The organism is Variovorax palleresanus, from assembly GCF_051144945.1.
GTDB lineage: Bacteria > Pseudomonadota > Gammaproteobacteria > Burkholderiales > Burkholderiaceae_C > Variovorax > Variovorax paradoxus_S.
Genome location: NZ_JBJNVP010000002.1, coordinates 2,965,081 through 2,979,403, shown reverse-complemented (window position 1 = coordinate 2,979,403; position 14,323 = coordinate 2,965,081). Strand labels below are relative to the sequence as shown.

Genomic DNA, 14,323 nt, shown 5'->3' with positions numbered 1-14,323 from the left:
GCATCGGCGCCCTAGAGTCGGTGCAGAGCGAAAGCGTTCTGCACTGACTCCTCCATGCCCGCCATCGAATCCCGGCTGCACACGGCCAGCGAATCCTTCCAGGCCCACCGCGCCGGCATGCTCGCGCTGCTCGGGCAGGTGCGGTCGCACGAGGCCCGCTCGGTGGCGGCCTCGAATGCCTCGGCCGAGCGCTTTGCCAGGCGTGGCCAGCTGCTGCCGCGCGAACGGCTCGCGCTGCTGCTCGACACCGGCGCGCCCTTTCTGCCGCTGGCCTCGCTCGCGGGGCTGGGCCACGACAACGAAGACCTCGGCAAGAGCGTGCCCGGTGGCGGCGTGATCGCGGGCATCGGCCGGGTCTCGGGCGTGCGCTGCATGGTCAGCGCGTCCGACTCGGGCATCGACGCGGGCGCGCTGCAGCCCATGGGCCTGGACAAGCAATTGCGCGTGCAGGAGATCGCGCTCGAAAACAAGCTGCCGTATGTCCAGCTGGTGGAAAGCGCGGGTGCCAATCTCATGCAATACCGCGTGCAGGACTTCGTGCGCGGTGGCGGCATCTTCCGCAACCTGGCGCGGCTCTCCGCCGCGGGGCTGCCGGTGGTGACGGTGACGCACGGCTCGTCCACCGCGGGCGGCGCTTACCAGACGGGGCTTTCAGACTACATCGTGATGGTGCGGGATCGCACCCGCGCCTTCCTGGCGGGGCCGCCGCTGCTCAAGGCTGCCACCGGCGAGATCGCGACCGAGGAAGAGCTGGGCGGCGCCGTGATGCATACCCACGTCTCCGGCCTTGGCGACTACCTGGCCGAGGACGACCGCGACGCGATCCGCATCGCGCGCTCGATTCTCGGCGGCATCGACTGGGCGCGCGACGAGGCGCCGCGCCGCTTTGCGCCGCCGCTGTACGAGGCCGAAGAACTGCTCGGCATCATGCCGGGCGATGGACGGCGGCCGGTGGACATGCGCGAGGTCATCGCGCGCATTGCCGACGGCTCCGAGTTCCTCGAATTCAGCGCGCACTATGGCAGCGCCACGGTGTGCGGGCACATGCGGCTCGAAGGCCACGCCGTGGGCATCGTCACCAACAACGGGCCCATCGACTCCGATGGTGCGACCAAGGCCACGCACTTCATCCAGGCCTGCTGCCAGTCGCGCACGCCCATCGTCTACCTGCAGAACATCACCGGCTACATGGTGGGCCGCGCGCATGAAGAGGCCGGCATCATCAAGCACGGCGCCAAGATGATCCAGGCCGTGACCAGCGCCACCGTGCCGCAGGTCACGCTGCATTGCGGCGCCTCTTACGGCGCAGGCAACTACGGCATGTGCGGCCGCGGCTTTGCGCCGCGCTTCTGCTTTTCGTGGCCCAACGCGCGCACCGCGGTGATGGGCGGCGAGCAGGCTGCACAGACCATGGCCATCGTGATGGAAGCCGGAATGTCTCGCAAGGGAACGGTCGACCGCGCGAAGATCGATGCCATGCAGCGGCAGATCGTCGAGCGCTTCGAGCGCCAGACCAGCGTGTTCACCACCAGCGCGCTGCTGCTCGACGACGGCGTGATCGACCCGCGCGACACACGCGCGGTGCTGGCGGAAGTGCTTGCTGTCTGCCGCGACGCCGATGCGCGCGTGCCGCAGGCAATGCAGTTTTCGGTGGCGCGGCCATGAGCTTCAACAAGATCCTCATCGCCAACCGCGGCGAAATCGCGGTGCGCGTGATGCGCACGGCGCGTGCCATGGGCTATCACACGGTGGCCGTGTATTCGAGCGCGGACGCAGAAGCCGAGCATGTGCGGCAAGCCGACCAGGCCGTGTGCATCGGCGAGCCGCTGCCCGCGCAAAGCTACCTGAACATCGCCGCCATCATCGAGGCCGCGCACGCCAGCGGCGCCAAGGCGGTGCACCCGGGCTACGGCTTCCTGGCCGAGAACGCGGAGTTCGCGCAGGCCTGCCTGGATGCGGGGCTGGTCTTCATCGGCCCCTCGCCCGCGGCCATTCGCGCCATGGGCGACAAGGCCGGTGCCAAGCGCCTGATGCAGGCGGCCGGCGTGCCGTGCATTCCGGGCTATCAAGGCGAGGACCAGCGCACCGCCACGCTCGCCGCGGAGGCGGCACGCATCGGCTGGCCGGTGATGATCAAGGCGACGGCGGGGGGCGGCGGACGCGGCATGCGGTTCGTGCCTTCGGCTGCGGCGTTTGCCGAACTGCTGCAAAGCGCGCAGTCCGAAGCACTCCATGCTTTCGGCGACGCAACCGTGATCCTGGAGCGCGCAATCGTTGCACCGCGGCATATCGAGATCCAGGTGTTTGCCGACCGGCACGGCCACGCCATCCATTTCGGCGAGCGCGACTGCTCGGTGCAGCGGCGGCATCAGAAGGTGATCGAGGAATCGCCCTCGCCGGCCGTGTCCGCTGCCTTGCGCGAACGCATGGGTGCGACGGCCGTGGCGGCGGCCAAGGCCATCGGCTACGAAGGCGCGGGCACGCTCGAGTTCCTGCTCGACGCCGAGGGCCAGTACTGGTTCATGGAAATGAACACGAGGCTGCAGGTGGAACACCCGGTGACCGAAGCGGTGACGGGGCTCGACCTGGTCGAGCTCCAGCTGCGCGTTGCGGCCGGCGAGCCGCTGCCCCTTGATCAGGACGGCGTGCGCATGAGCGGCCATGCGATCGAGGTGCGGCTCTGCGCCGAAGACCCGCAGCAGGGCTTCATGCCGCAAAGCGGCACGCTCGCCGCATGGCGGCCTTCGCCGGCCCTGCGCGTCGAGCACGCGCTGCGTGATGGCGCGGCGGTGCCGCCTTTCTACGACTCGATGATCGCCAAGCTCGTGGCGCACGGCCGCACGCGCGACGAAGCGAGACGGCGGCTGATCGCAGGGCTGCAGGACACGGTGGCATTGGGCATCGCAACCAACCAGCAACTCTTGCAGCGCGCCCTGTCGCACCCTGTGTTTGCCGACGGCAAGGCGACGACGGCGTTCATTGCCGAGCACGCCGATGCATTGCTCGCGCCTGATGCCGCCACGGAAGACCGCGCCGTATGGCTGGCCGCGCTGCTGCTTCAGCTGGGCGAGCGCGGATGGCCTTCGCCGATTGCGCACACGCTGCCCAACGCCCTGCGTTTTTCGCTCAACGGCAAGGTGCACGCGGTGCGGGTGACGCCGCGGGGTTCGGGCCGTTTCGATGTCGCGCTCGATGCAGCGCCGCCGGCCCGGATCGAGTTGCTGTCGCTGCCCGGCGATGGCAGCGTGCGCTTTTCGTGCGGCGGCGTCTCGGAGCAGGCTATGGCAGTGCGCGCATCCGCCGATCGCTTGTGGTTCCACTTTCGCGGCCAGGCCTTCGAACTGCAGGACCTCACGCATGTCGCCGTGCCCCGCGCCGATGCCGCGGCCGGCGACGGCCTGCTGCGCGCCTCGATGAACGGCCGCGTCATCGCGCTGCTGGTGGCCGAGGGTGATGCCGTCGCCGCCGGCCAGCCGCTCGTCACGCTCGAAGCGATGAAGATGGAACATGTGCATTGCGCGCCGCGCGCCGGCCGCGTTGCCGCGCTGCACGTGGCGCTGGGCGCGCAGGTGGCCGCGCGCCATGTGGTGGCGGAGATTGCGGACGCATGACGGCGCACACTGCGCTTGTCCAGTTTTTCCGGAAGCCTTTCGAATGAATGCATCTTCCCGCTACCGTTCCGTGTTCGCGCCCGGGCTGTTCGCCGGGCAGGTGATCGTCGTCACCGGCGGCGGCTCGGGCATCGGCCGCTGCACGGCACACGAACTCGCATCGCTGGGTGCAGAGGTGGTGCTGGTCGGCCGCAAGGCCGAAAAGCTGCAGCAGGTGCAGGCCGAGATCGCCGAGGCAGGTGGCAAGGCAGGCATCCAGGCCTTCGACATCCGGCAGGAAGAGGCGGTGCGCACGGCGGTCGCCGACATCGTTGCGACGCATGGCCGCATCGACGGGCTCGTCAACAACGCGGGCGGCCAGTACATCACGCCGCTCGCGGCCATTTCGGCCAAGGGCTGGGAGGCGGTGATCCACACCAACCTCACGGGCGGCTTCCTCGTCGCGCGCGAATGCTTCGTGCAAAGCATGCAGGCGCACGGCGGTGCCATCGTCAACATCGTGGCCGACATGTGGGGCTCCATGCCCAACATGGGCCACAGCGGCGCCGCGCGCGCGGGCATGGTGAGCTTCACCGAAACGGCCGCGCTCGAATGGGCCGCGAGCGGCGTGCGCGTGAACGCCGTGGCGCCGGGCTACATCGCGTCGAGCGGCATGGACCACTACCCGCCCGAGGCCGGCGACATGCTGCGCGCGATGCGCAACACCGTGCCCGCGGGCCGCTTCGGCAACGAGGCCGAGACCTCGGCCGCCATCGCCTTCCTGCTGAGCCCGGCGGCGAGCTTCATCAGCGGCAGCGTGCTGCGCGTGGACGGCGCACGGCCGCAGGTGCGCATGGGCTGGCCGATGGCGCTGCCCGACGCACAGGCGCGGCAGCGCGCGGCGGTGCGTCCTTTCGACGGCTTTCACCTGGCCGAGACGCCGCGCGTGTTCCAGGACGGCGGCGAATCACCGAGCGATTGATTGGAGACAACCGCATGCAGTACACCCACGAACATCTCGAGATCCAGAAGACGCTGCGCCGCTTCATCGACGACGAGATCAATCCGCACGTCGACGAATGGGAAGAGGCCGAGATCTTTCCCGCGCACGAGGTCTTCAGGAAGCTCGGCAACCTGGGCATGCTGGGCCTCAACAAGCCCGAGGAATTCGGCGGCGCAGGGCTGGACTATTCGTATGCGATGGCCATGGCCGAGGCGCTGGGCCACGTGAGCTGCGGCGGCGTGCCGATGGCGATCGGCGTGCAGACCGACATGTGCACGCCCGCACTCGCGCGCTTCGGCAGCGACGAACTACGGCGCGAGTTCCTGGCGCCCGCCATCGCGGGCGACACGGTCGGCTGCATCGGCGTGAGCGAGCCCGGCGCGGGCAGCGACGTGGCGGGCCTGAAGAGCCATGCGCGCAAGGACGGCGGCGACTACCTCATCAGCGGCCAGAAGATGTGGATCACCAACAGCCTGCAGGCCGACTGGATGTGCATGCTGGTCAACACCGGCGACGGACCGGTGCATCGCAACAAGTCGCTCGTGATGGTGCCCATGGACAGCCCCGGCATCGAGAAGGCGAAGAAGATCCGCAAGATCGGCATGCATTCGAGCGACACGGGGCTCATCTACTTCGACAACGTTCGCGTGCCGCAGCGCTATCGCATCGGCGAAGAAGGCCAGGGCTTCGTCTACCAGATGCAGCAGTTCCAGGAAGAGCGCCTGTGGGCCGCCGCGAGTTCGCTCGAACCGATGGAGGACTGCATCGCCCAGACCATCGCATGGGCGCAGGAGCGCAAGATGTTCGGGGCCACGCTGGCCGACCAGCAGTGGGTGCAGTTCAAGCTGGCCGAGCTCAAGACCGAAGTGGAGGCGCTGCGCGCCCTCACCTACCGCGCCTGCGACCTGCACGTGCAAGGCGAGGACGTGCTCGAGCTGGCGTCGATGGCCAAGCTGAAGACCGGCCGGCTCACGCGCCAGGTGGCCGACACCTGCCTGCAGTTCTGGGGCGGCATGGGCTTCACGCTCGAGAACCGCGTCTCGCGCCTGTACCGCGACGGCCGGCTGGGCTCCATCGGCGGCGGTGCGGACGAGGTGATGCTCGGCATCCTCGCGAAGACCATGGGCATCGCCAAGCGGCCGCCGCGCGGCTGAAGCGCGATGGACGCCGAACTGCAAGCCGACCGCGCGGCGCTCGCCGACACGGTGCGGCGCTTTGCCGAAAACGAGATCGCGCCGAATGTCGAAGCCTGGGACGACGCGGGCGAATTTCCGCGCGCGCTCTATGCGCGCGCCGCGGAACTCGGGCTGCTCGGTCTCGGCTATCCCGAAGCGTTCGGCGGTACGCCAGCTTCGTATGCGCTCAAGCTCCCGGCGTGGATCGCTCTCGCGCGGCACGGCAAAAGCGGCGGCGTGCTCGCGAGCCTGTTCTCGCACAACATCGGCCTGCCGCCGGTGGTGCTGCATGCGAGCGACGCCGTGCGCGCCGAGGTCGTGCCGGCCGTGCTGCGCGGCGAGAAGATCTCGGCGCTTGCCATCACCGAGCCCGGCGGCGGCTCCGACGTGGCGGCGCTGCGCACCACGGCAAGACGCGACGGAGAACACTACTTGGTGAATGGCGAAAAGACCTTCATCACCTCGGGCATGCGCGCCGACTGGATCACGGTGGCCGTGCGCACCGGCGAAGGGCGCGGTACGGGCGGCATCTCGATGCTGCTGGTGCCCGGCGATGCGGCCGGCCTCACGCGCACGCGCCTCGCGAAGATGGGCTGGTGGTGCTCCGACACCGCGCAGCTGCATTTCGACAACGTGCGCGTGCCCGCGCGCTACCTGCTCGGCGAAGAAGGCGCGGGTTTTCGCATGGTCATGGGCAACTTCAACGGCGAGCGCATCGGCCTCGCGGCCGGCGCGCTCGGCTTCGCAGAGGCCTGCCTCGACGAGGCGCTGGCGTGGTCGCGCGAGCGCAAGACCTTCGGCGCTGCGCTCATCGAGCACCAGGCGGTGCGCCACAAGCTGGTGGACATGCAGATGCGCATCGCCTCGACCGAGGCCTGGCTCGAAGCGGTGTCGGCCGAAGGCGATGCACTCGAGGCGGCGGGCCGTTTCAACGCGCCCGAGTGGGTCGCAAAGGTCTGCATGCTCAAGAACCACGCCACGCAGACCATGCAGTTCTGCGCCGACCAGGCCGTGCAGATCCTCGGCGGCATGGGCTTCATGCGCGGCACGGTGAGCGAGCGCATCTACCGCGAAGTGAAGGTCATGATGATCGGCGGTGGCGCCGAGGAGATCATGAAGGAGCTGGCCGCCCGGCAGCTGGGCTGGCTCTAGTCCTGGGGTCAGTCGTTCTGCTCGCTTTCGCCTGGCCGGCCCGCGGCCAGTGCGTTCGCCGCGCGCAGCTTGTCCTTCTTGCTCGGCCGCGTGCCCTTGATGCCGCCAGTGCCCGAGGCATCGACCATCGGCACGGCGGCCTCGGTCGGCTCGAAGCCTTCGATGCGCTCGCGCGGAAGACTCAGGCCCTGGCGCTTTTCGATCAGGCGGAAGTGCGCCTCGGTGGCCGCGCTCACGAAGCTGATGGCCAGCCCGCTCTCGCCAGCGCGGCCAGTGCGGCCGATGCGGTGGATGTAGTCGGTGGGCGAACGCGGCAGGTCGTAGTTGATCACCACCGGGAGCTGCGCAATGTCGATGCCGCGTGCGGCCAGGTCGGTGGCAATCACCACGTCCCACCGGCTCTCCTTGAACTGCGCGAGGATGCCGGTGCGCGTGCCCTGCGCGATGTCGCCGTGGAAGGGCACGGCGTAGACGCCGTTCTTGTAGAGCTTCTCGGCCACGGTCTGCGCCGCATGCTGCGTGGCGACGAAGACCAGCACGCGGCCCCACTCGTTTTCTTTCAGCAGGTGGCGCAGCAGCTGCGTGCGTCGGTTGGCGTCGACCTCGATCACGCGCTGCACGATGGCGGGCTCGGTGCCGGGCTCGCCCTGCACGTCGATCACCGCCGGTTCCTTCAGCGTGCCGTCGGCCAGCGCCTGGATGGCGGGCGGGAAGGTGGCGGAGAACAGCAGGTTCTGGCGCCGCGGCGGCAGCAGCGCGAGGATGCGGCCCAGTTCCTCGGCAAAGCCGAGGTCGAACAGGCGGTCGGCCTCGTCGAGCACGAGCACGGACACGGCGTTGAGCTTCAGCGCGTTGTGGTCCACCAGGTCGAGCAGGCGGCCCGGCGTGGCCACCACGATGTCGGCGCCGCCGCGCAGGCTCATCATCTGCGGGTTGATCGACACGCCGCCGAAGGCAATGGCGATCTTGAGCCGCTCGGGCAGGTGCTGCGCCAGGCTGCGCATCGTCTCGCCGACCTGGGCCGCGAGTTCGCGCGTGGGCACGAGCACCAGCGCGCGCACGCGACGCGGCGTTTGCGCAGGTTCGGCGGCCAGGCGCTGCAGCAGCGGGAGGGAAAATGCGGCGGTCTTGCCGGAACCGGTCTGCGCCGAACCCCGGACGTCGCGGCCTTGCAGAATGGCGGGAATGGCCGCAGCCTGGATGGCGGTCGGCGCGGCATAGCCGCTTTCGGCGGCGGCCTGCACGAGCGCGGGGGCCAGGCCCAGTGAGTCGAATGGCATGTGGAGAGGCAGAGAGAGATGAAACCGGAAGCCGTGAAGCAGATTTGAAGAAGAGAGCGATCGAATGGCAACGATGAAAAGCAATCAGGCCAGCGCCCTGGTGTACTCCACCGAGGCGGGCGGCCGCATGTGCCCCGATTGCCGCGCGCCGATGGCGCAGTGCCGCTGCAAGGAAAACAAGGCGCGCATTCCGGCCACCGATGGCATTGTGCGTGTATCGCACGAGACCAAGGGCCGCAAAGGCAAGGGCGTGACCGTGGTCAAGGGCCTCGCGCTCGATGCGGCCGCGCTCGCGGCCGTGGGCAAGCAGCTCAAGACGGCCTGCGGCTCGGGCGGCACCGTGAAGGACGGCACCATCGAGATCCAGGGCGATCACCGTGAACTGGTGATCGCCGCCCTTGTGAAGCAGGGCCACACGGTCAAGCGTGCGGGAGGCTGAAGCGTATGAAACCCGAAGACCTGCAGCGTCTCGTCACGCTCGAAATGCCCTTTGGCAAACACAAGGGCACATTGATTGCCGATTTGCCCGGAAATTATCTGAATTGGTTTGCGCGCGAGGGTTTTCCCTCGGGCGAGATCGGCCGGCTGCTCCATTTGATGCATGAAATAGACCACAACGGGCTTTCCGGCCTGCTCCAACCGTTGCGAAACCGCCCGTCAGGACGTGATGTTTCGTAATAACAGCGGATTTCGCCACGCTTTTTCCAGTTCGGCTTGATAATCCGGCCTACGTGTCTGTGAGCATGCTCCCGTGCACGTAATTCGGTGATCGGTCAGTTTCGCGCCACAGCGCATTTGTTTGTTGTGATTCTGGGACTCCATCGCTTTGTATTGTTGGTTTGAATTAGGAGTCCCTCAATGGGCAAGAAACTCTACGTAGGCAACCTCGCCTACTCCGTGCGTGATAACGACCTGGAACAGGCTTTCGGCGAGTTCGGCTCGATCGTCAGCGCCAAGGTCATGATGGAACGCGACACCGGCCGCTCCAAGGGCTTCGGTTTCGTGGAAATGGGCACCGACGCTGAAGCGCTGGCTGCCGTTGAAGCCATGAACGGCCATTCGCTCCAGGGCCGCGCCCTGACCGTGAACGAAGCACGTCCGATGGAAGCTCGTCCCCCCCGTACCGGTGGTGGCGGCGGCTACGGCGGCGGCGGCGGTGGTGGTGGTTACGGCGGTGGTGGCGGCGGCGGCTACGGTGGCGGCGGCGGCGGCGGTGGCCGCAGCGGTGGTGGCGGCGGCTACGGCGGCGGCGGCGGTGGCCGCGGCGGCTACTAAGCCCTCACGCGCTTTCCCGCACTCATCAAGAGAGCCCCGGCTCTCTGAATGAAAAAAAAAGCTCCTTCGGGAGCTTTTTTCGTTTCCGCCGGTCCGCAGCGGTGCTGCTGCTTGGCGGCGTGGCTGCTCGTCGAGCCGGGCGCGAAGAGAAGCCTTTCGTCAAGGGATAGGCTCCGCGAGCGTCAGCGCATGAGCAGTTGCCAGGCCATGCCGGCCAATGCGGAGGCGAGCACCACCGGGATCACACCGGCCTTGAAGCGGAAAAGCGCGATGGCCGCAATGACGCCGATGACCGCGGAGGGAATCTCGAAGGGGCCTGACAAGCCCGCGGGCCAGAGCACGTGGTAGGCGAAGAAGACCGCCAGGTTGACGATCACGCCGACCACGGCCGCGGTGATGGCGGTCAGCGGGGCGGTGAACTTCAGGTTGCCGTGGGTCGACTCGATGAAAGGGCCGCCCAGCAAAATGAACAGGAACGACGGCAGGAAGGTGAAGAAGGTCACCACCGCCGCCGCTGCCGCGCCGGCCGCGAACAGCGCATGCGGGCCGAACAGCGCCTGCCCCCAGCCACCGACGAAACCCACGAACGACACCACCATGATCAATGGGCCGGGCGTGGTTTCTCCGAGCGCCAGTCCGTCGATCATCTGCGTGGCGCTGAGCCAGTGGTAGTGGTCGACCGCCCCCTGGAACACGTAGGGCAGCACCGCATAGGCGCCGCCGAAGGTCAGCAGTGCCGCCTTGGTGAAGAACCAGGCCATCTGCGTGAGTGCGCCGCTCCATCCGTACAGCGCCGTGAGCGCGCCCAGGGCGCCAAGCCACAGCAAGAGAAACACCGCCAGCACGCGCGCGAATCGGCCCCAGCCGAAAAGCGCGTGCGGCGGCGTCGGGGTGTCGTCATCGATCAGCGCCGGGCCGGACGATGCCGCGGCGGCTCCGTGTCCGCCGCCCGGTGCAAAGTACGCCGGCGCGAACCGGCTGCCGAAGTAGCCGACGGCTCCGGCGGCAAGCACGATCAGCGGAAATGGCAGGCGTAGCGCAAAGATCGCCACGAAGGCGGCCACCGCAATCGCCCAGAGCCATGCGTTCTTGAGCACCCGCGAGCCGATGCGCCAGGCGGCGAACAGCACGATGGCCGTCACCGCTGGCTTCACACCGTAGAGCAGGCCCGCCACGGCCGGCACGTTGCCGTAGGCCATGTAGGCCCACGACAGCGCAATCAGGATGAAGAGCGAGGGCAGCACGAAGAGCACGCCCGCCGCAATACCGCCCCAGGTGCGGTGCATGAGCCAGCCGATGTAGGTCGCCAGCTGCTGGGCTTCGGGGCCGGGCAGCAGCATGCAGTAGTTGAGCGCATGCAGAAAGCGCTTCTCCGAGATCCAGCGTCGGCGCTCGACCAGCTCCTGGTGCATCAACGCAATCTGTCCGGCCGGGCCGCCGAAGCTGATGAAGCCGAGCTTGAGCCAGTAGCCGAAGGCCTGCCAGAAGCTGACGGGAGCGGGTGGTTCGACGGCGGGCTCTGGCAATGCCATGAAATGAGGCTTTCTCGTTTTTTTTCGCTATTTCAGGAATGCGTCGTAGGCGGTCTTCAAGATCAGCGCGCTCACGACGACGATGAACACCACCCGCACGAAGCCTGCCCCGTGCTTCAGGGCAACACGCGTACCCAGCAAGCTGCCGGCCACGTTGGCCACCGCCATCACCAGCCCATAGTGCCACCAGACATGCCCCTTGAGCGCCAGCAGCAGCAGGGCCGCGGCATTGGTGAGCGTGTTGATGACCTTGGCCGAGGCCGACGCGTTCAGGAAGTCATAACCCATCCAGCGCACGAACAGGAAGACGAGAAAGCTGCCCGCGCCGGGGCCGAAGAACCCGTCATAGAAGCCGATCGACAGCCCGATGGCGCAGGCCGCCAGCGTTTCGGCTCGGCCGCTGAAACGCGGGACATGATTGCGCCCCAGGTCCTTGCGCACCACCGTGTAGATCAGCACTCCGACGAGCACGATGGGCAGCGCCCGGCGCAAGAAATCGCCAGGGAACACCGTCACGCCCCAGGCGCCCAGCATGGATCCCGCGAAACCGAGCACCGCAGCCGGCCACAGGGCGCCCCAGCGCATCTGGACCCGCTGGCTGAATTGGGCCGCCGCGGCCGCCGTGCCCCAAATCGAAGCACTTTTGTTGGTGCCCAGCAACGTGGCTGGCGGCGCGCCCGGGAAGACCGCAAAAAGCGCCGGCACGAGGATCAGTCCGCCACCGCCTACGATCGAATCGACAAAGCCCGCGAGCAGCGAGGCGCCCGTTACCACCAGCATTTCCATGGCTGGATTGTCGCACCCGTAGCGCTATCAAAAAGGGAGCTTCATCCAAAGGTGTGACGGGCGCAGGCGCTCTCTTTGGCCAGAGAGAAACGCCAGGGCCGGCGCCATGCGGCGGGCATAAAAAAGGCGCCGACCAGCGGCGCCTTTCAAGTTCAAGCACGGCTTCTCGAACGGAAGCCTTGAAGAATTTTTGTTGTAGACCGAATTTGTCTCCTCGGACCCTCGGCAGTACGAGCTTGGCCCGTTCGCGAGTGGGCAGACTTTAGGGGGTGCACCGGCTCAGTGCATTGGGAATAACCCGCTTTTCCTTACCTCCGCAGGCCTCTTCCCATACAAAAGTGTTTCCACGCGTTAATGAGGTGCGTCCCACGATGTGGCACGACTTGTGCACGCAAACGGACGAGCCATTCCTGGAGGACCGCCCCATGTCCATGTCCGAAAGCGATCGCATTGCCCTCGCCGCGCGCCTTCATGTCGCGCTGCGGCGAAAGCATGGACGCGTGACCGACACCGAATGGATGGCCACCAACGCCGAGTACGCCGCGGAGATCGTGCGCATGACGCGCGCACATGCCGCCGAGACCAAGGACGAGGATCTCTATCTGCTCGCCACCCGCCTCGAGCAGGCCATGGAGCCATTGGCGCGCGCCGCACGGCTGGCGGCACGTGCGCCCGACGGCAATCCGCCGAACCCGCTGCCGCGCTACGCGGGCGGACTGGGCTGATTCCTTCTTCCTCTTTCAGCCGGCAGCGAGAGCGGCCTTGCGGATCGACTGCAGCGTGCTGACCGGCGTGATGGCTTCCGGGTCGAGCAGGCAATGCAGGATCGCGGGCTTGCCGCTCGCACGCGCCCGCGCCAGCGCGGGGCCGAACTCCTCGGTGCTGGCCACGCGCTCGCCATGGCCGCCGAACACCTCGGCGTAGCCACGGAAGTCGGGGTTCTTGAGCTGCGTGGCGCTCACGCGGCCGGGATAGTGCTTTTCCTGGTGCATGCGGATGGTGCCGTACATGGCGTTGTCGAGCAGCACCACGATGATCGGAAGCCCGTACTGCACGGCGGTGGCGAACTCCTGTCCATGCATCATGAAGTCGCCGTCGCCCGCGAACACCACCACCTCGCGCTGCGGCCACAGCCGCTTGGCGCCCACGCCCGCCGGCAGGCCATAGCCCATCGATCCGCTGGTGGGCGCCAGCTGGCTCGCAAACGCGCGAAACGGCCAGAAGCGGTGCACCCAGGTCGCGAAGTTGCCCGCGCCGTTGCAGAAGATGGTGTCGGCCGGCAGCACTTCGCGCAGGTGCTGCATCACTTCACCCATCTGCAGCGGGCCCGGAATGCGGATGGGCGCCGGATCGCTCCAGCGCAGGAAGTCTTCGCGTGCGGCCTGGGTCTCGGCCTGCCACACGGGCGCTGAAGCCGGGCGCAGCGCGGACACGGCTTCGGCGAAAGCCTGCGGCGTGGCATGGATGCCCAGCGCCGGGCGGTAGAGCTTGCCGAGCTCGTCGGCATCGGCGTGCACATGCACCAGGGCCTGCCTGGGCTGCGGAATCGCGAGCAGCTCATAACCTTGCGACGGCACTTCGGACAGGCGCCCGCCCACCAGCAGCACCAGGTCGGCATTGCGGATGCGCTCGAGCATGCGCGGATTCGCGCCCAGGCCCAGGTCGCCCGCGTAGCAGGGATGATCGGCCGACAGCAGCATCTGGCGGCGGAACGAGCAGTACACCGGCAGCGAGAAAGCCTCGGCGAAACCGGCGAACTGCAGGGCCGCGGCTTCGGACCAGCGGCTGCCGCCCAGGATGACCACGGGCCGCTGCGCCTCTGACAAGCGCTGTTGCAACTCGGCGATCTGCACCGCACCGGGATGGGTTTCAACCACCGCGTAGGGCTGCGCATCGGCCACCGTGGCGGCTTCGGTCAGCATGTCTTCGGGCAGCGCGATCACCACCGGCCCCGGCCGGCCCGACGTGGCGACATGGAAGGCGCGCGAGACCAGCTCGGGCACCCGCGCGGGATCGTCGATCTGCACCACCCACTTGGCCATGGTGCCGAACACCGCACCGTAGTCCAGCTCCTGGAAGGCTTCGCGGCCCAGCGCCTCGCGCGCGACCTGGCCCACGAAGAGCAGCAGCGGCGTCGAATCCTGGTGCGCGATGTGCACGCCGGCCGCCGCATTGGTGGCGCCCGGACCGCGCGTGACGAAGCACACGCCCGGCTTGCCCGTGAGCTTGCCCTGCGCCTCGGCCATCATCGTGGCGCCGCCTTCCTGGCGGCACACCGTCACGTCGATGGATGCGTCGTGCAGCGCGTCGAGCACGGCCAGGAAACTTTCACCGGGCACGCAGAAGAGCTGCTCGACGCCGTGGGTGATGAGCTGGTCGACCAGGATCTGGCCGCCGGTGCGGGAAGAAGTCATGCTGTGTCCAATGCAATGAAGGTCTTGGTATTCGCTCCTTCCCCCTCTGGGGGAAGGTTGGGATGGGGGCAGACGGCGTCAACCACGCCGACGGTGACAGACACGCCGCCTGCCCC

Annotated in this window: 13 protein-coding genes; 9 read left to right on the top strand and 4 right to left on the bottom strand. The window is 67.8% G+C overall.

Annotated features, from left to right (window positions below; translation table 11 throughout):
* The first annotated feature begins 54 nt into the window (after nt 1-54).
* The 5 genes from ACJ7Z0_RS17965 to ACJ7Z0_RS17945 are packed head-to-tail and all read left to right on the top strand — an operon-like array spanning nt 55 to nt 6,920.
* Nucleotides 55-1,665, top strand: coding sequence for an acyl-CoA carboxylase subunit beta (locus tag ACJ7Z0_RS17965; protein ID WP_434790919.1), 1,611 nt, complete (start codon nt 55-57; stop codon nt 1,663-1,665).
* Nucleotides 1,662-3,611: an acetyl/propionyl/methylcrotonyl-CoA carboxylase subunit alpha gene (locus ACJ7Z0_RS17960; RefSeq protein ID WP_434790918.1), complete on the top strand. Its 1,950-nt coding sequence runs from the start codon at nt 1,662-1,664 to the stop codon at nt 3,609-3,611. Before ACJ7Z0_RS17965 ends, ACJ7Z0_RS17960 begins: the two co-directional genes overlap by 4 nt.
* A 43-nt stretch (nt 3,612-3,654) precedes the next feature.
* Nucleotides 3,655-4,572: an SDR family oxidoreductase gene (locus ACJ7Z0_RS17955; RefSeq protein WP_434790917.1), complete on the top strand. Its 918-nt coding sequence runs from the start codon at nt 3,655-3,657 to the stop codon at nt 4,570-4,572.
* Between the two features lie 14 nt (nt 4,573-4,586).
* The gene (locus ACJ7Z0_RS17950; protein WP_434790916.1) at nt 4,587-5,747 is read left to right on the top strand and encodes an acyl-CoA dehydrogenase family protein; all 1,161 of its coding nucleotides are present in this window, start codon (nt 4,587-4,589) and stop codon (nt 5,745-5,747) included.
* Nucleotides 5,748-5,753: 6 nt separating this feature from the next.
* A complete protein-coding gene (locus tag ACJ7Z0_RS17945) occupies nt 5,754-6,920 on the top strand; it encodes an acyl-CoA dehydrogenase family protein (protein ID WP_434790915.1) in 1,167 nt (388 codons plus the stop codon).
* Nucleotides 6,921-6,928: 8 nt separating this feature from the next.
* Here ACJ7Z0_RS17945 and ACJ7Z0_RS17940 read toward each other — a convergent pair whose 3' ends face one another.
* Nucleotides 6,929-8,200, bottom strand: a complete 1,272-nt coding sequence (locus tag ACJ7Z0_RS17940; RefSeq protein WP_434790914.1) for a DEAD/DEAH box helicase — start codon at nt 8,198-8,200, stop codon at nt 6,929-6,931.
* A gap of 64 nt (nt 8,201-8,264) precedes the next feature.
* Here ACJ7Z0_RS17940 and ACJ7Z0_RS17935 point away from each other — a divergent pair, with 64 nt between their 5' ends.
* From ACJ7Z0_RS17935 to rbp, 3 genes are all read left to right on the top strand, one after another.
* Complete coding sequence (locus ACJ7Z0_RS17935) at nt 8,265-8,639, top strand: translation initiation factor Sui1 (RefSeq protein WP_369653716.1); 375 nt, start codon at nt 8,265-8,267, stop codon at nt 8,637-8,639.
* A 5-nt stretch (nt 8,640-8,644) separates the two neighbouring features.
* Nucleotides 8,645-8,878 (top strand): DUF3820 family protein, encoded by a 234-nt coding sequence (locus ACJ7Z0_RS17930; RefSeq protein WP_012745483.1) that lies wholly within the window; start codon nt 8,645-8,647, stop codon nt 8,876-8,878.
* Nucleotides 8,879-9,058: 180 nt separating this feature from the next.
* On the top strand, nt 9,059-9,475 hold the full coding sequence (rbp, locus tag ACJ7Z0_RS17925; protein ID WP_434790913.1) for an RNA-binding regulator: 417 nt from the start codon (nt 9,059-9,061) through the stop codon (nt 9,473-9,475).
* A gap of 182 nt (nt 9,476-9,657) precedes the next feature.
* On the opposite strand, the gene chrA is transcribed toward rbp, so the two are convergent.
* Nucleotides 9,658-11,007, bottom strand: a complete 1,350-nt coding sequence (gene chrA, locus ACJ7Z0_RS17920; RefSeq protein ID WP_434790912.1) for a chromate efflux transporter — start codon at nt 11,005-11,007, stop codon at nt 9,658-9,660.
* Nucleotides 11,008-11,034: 27 nt separating this feature from the next.
* On the bottom strand, nt 11,035-11,793 hold the full coding sequence (locus tag ACJ7Z0_RS17915; protein WP_434790911.1) for a TSUP family transporter: 759 nt from the start codon (nt 11,791-11,793) through the stop codon (nt 11,035-11,037).
* A gap of 425 nt (nt 11,794-12,218) precedes the next feature.
* On the opposite strand from ACJ7Z0_RS17915, the gene ACJ7Z0_RS17910 reads away from it, so the two are divergent.
* The gene (locus ACJ7Z0_RS17910) at nt 12,219-12,518 is read left to right on the top strand and encodes a hypothetical protein (protein WP_431125658.1); all 300 of its coding nucleotides are present in this window, start codon (nt 12,219-12,221) and stop codon (nt 12,516-12,518) included.
* Nucleotides 12,519-12,533: 15 nt separating this feature from the next.
* On the opposite strand, the gene ACJ7Z0_RS17905 is transcribed toward ACJ7Z0_RS17910, so the two are convergent.
* Complete coding sequence (locus ACJ7Z0_RS17905) at nt 12,534-14,207, bottom strand: thiamine pyrophosphate-binding protein (protein WP_434790910.1); 1,674 nt, start codon at nt 14,205-14,207, stop codon at nt 12,534-12,536.
* Nucleotides 14,208-14,323: the final 116 nt, after the last annotated feature.

Excerpts from the sequence above, each read along its gene's own strand:
- ACJ7Z0_RS17965 (WP_434790919.1), top strand. The coding sequence starts at position 55 with ATGCCCGCCATCGAATCCCGGCTGCACACGGCCAGCGAATCCTTCCAG.
- ACJ7Z0_RS17915 (WP_434790911.1), bottom strand. The coding sequence starts at position 11,793 with ATGGAAATGCTGGTGGTAACGGGCGCCTCGCTGCTCGCGGGCTTTGTC.
- ACJ7Z0_RS17940 (WP_434790914.1), bottom strand. The coding sequence starts at position 8,200 with ATGCCATTCGACTCACTGGGCCTGGCCCCCGCGCTCGTGCAGGCCGCC.
- ACJ7Z0_RS17935 (WP_369653716.1), top strand. The coding sequence starts at position 8,265 with ATGGCAACGATGAAAAGCAATCAGGCCAGCGCCCTGGTGTACTCCACC.
- ACJ7Z0_RS17945 (WP_434790915.1), top strand. The coding sequence starts at position 5,754 with ATGGACGCCGAACTGCAAGCCGACCGCGCGGCGCTCGCCGACACGGTG.
- ACJ7Z0_RS17930 (WP_012745483.1), top strand. The coding sequence starts at position 8,645 with ATGAAACCCGAAGACCTGCAGCGTCTCGTCACGCTCGAAATGCCCTTT.
- ACJ7Z0_RS17910 (WP_431125658.1), top strand. The coding sequence starts at position 12,219 with ATGTCCATGTCCGAAAGCGATCGCATTGCCCTCGCCGCGCGCCTTCAT.
- ACJ7Z0_RS17950 (WP_434790916.1), top strand. The coding sequence starts at position 4,587 with ATGCAGTACACCCACGAACATCTCGAGATCCAGAAGACGCTGCGCCGC.
- ACJ7Z0_RS17905 (WP_434790910.1), bottom strand. The coding sequence starts at position 14,207 with ATGACTTCTTCCCGCACCGGCGGCCAGATCCTGGTCGACCAGCTCATC.
- rbp (WP_434790913.1), top strand. The coding sequence starts at position 9,059 with ATGGGCAAGAAACTCTACGTAGGCAACCTCGCCTACTCCGTGCGTGAT.
- ACJ7Z0_RS17960 (WP_434790918.1), top strand. The coding sequence starts at position 1,662 with ATGAGCTTCAACAAGATCCTCATCGCCAACCGCGGCGAAATCGCGGTG.
- ACJ7Z0_RS17955 (WP_434790917.1), top strand. The coding sequence starts at position 3,655 with ATGAATGCATCTTCCCGCTACCGTTCCGTGTTCGCGCCCGGGCTGTTC.
- chrA (WP_434790912.1), bottom strand. The coding sequence starts at position 11,007 with ATGGCATTGCCAGAGCCCGCCGTCGAACCACCCGCTCCCGTCAGCTTC.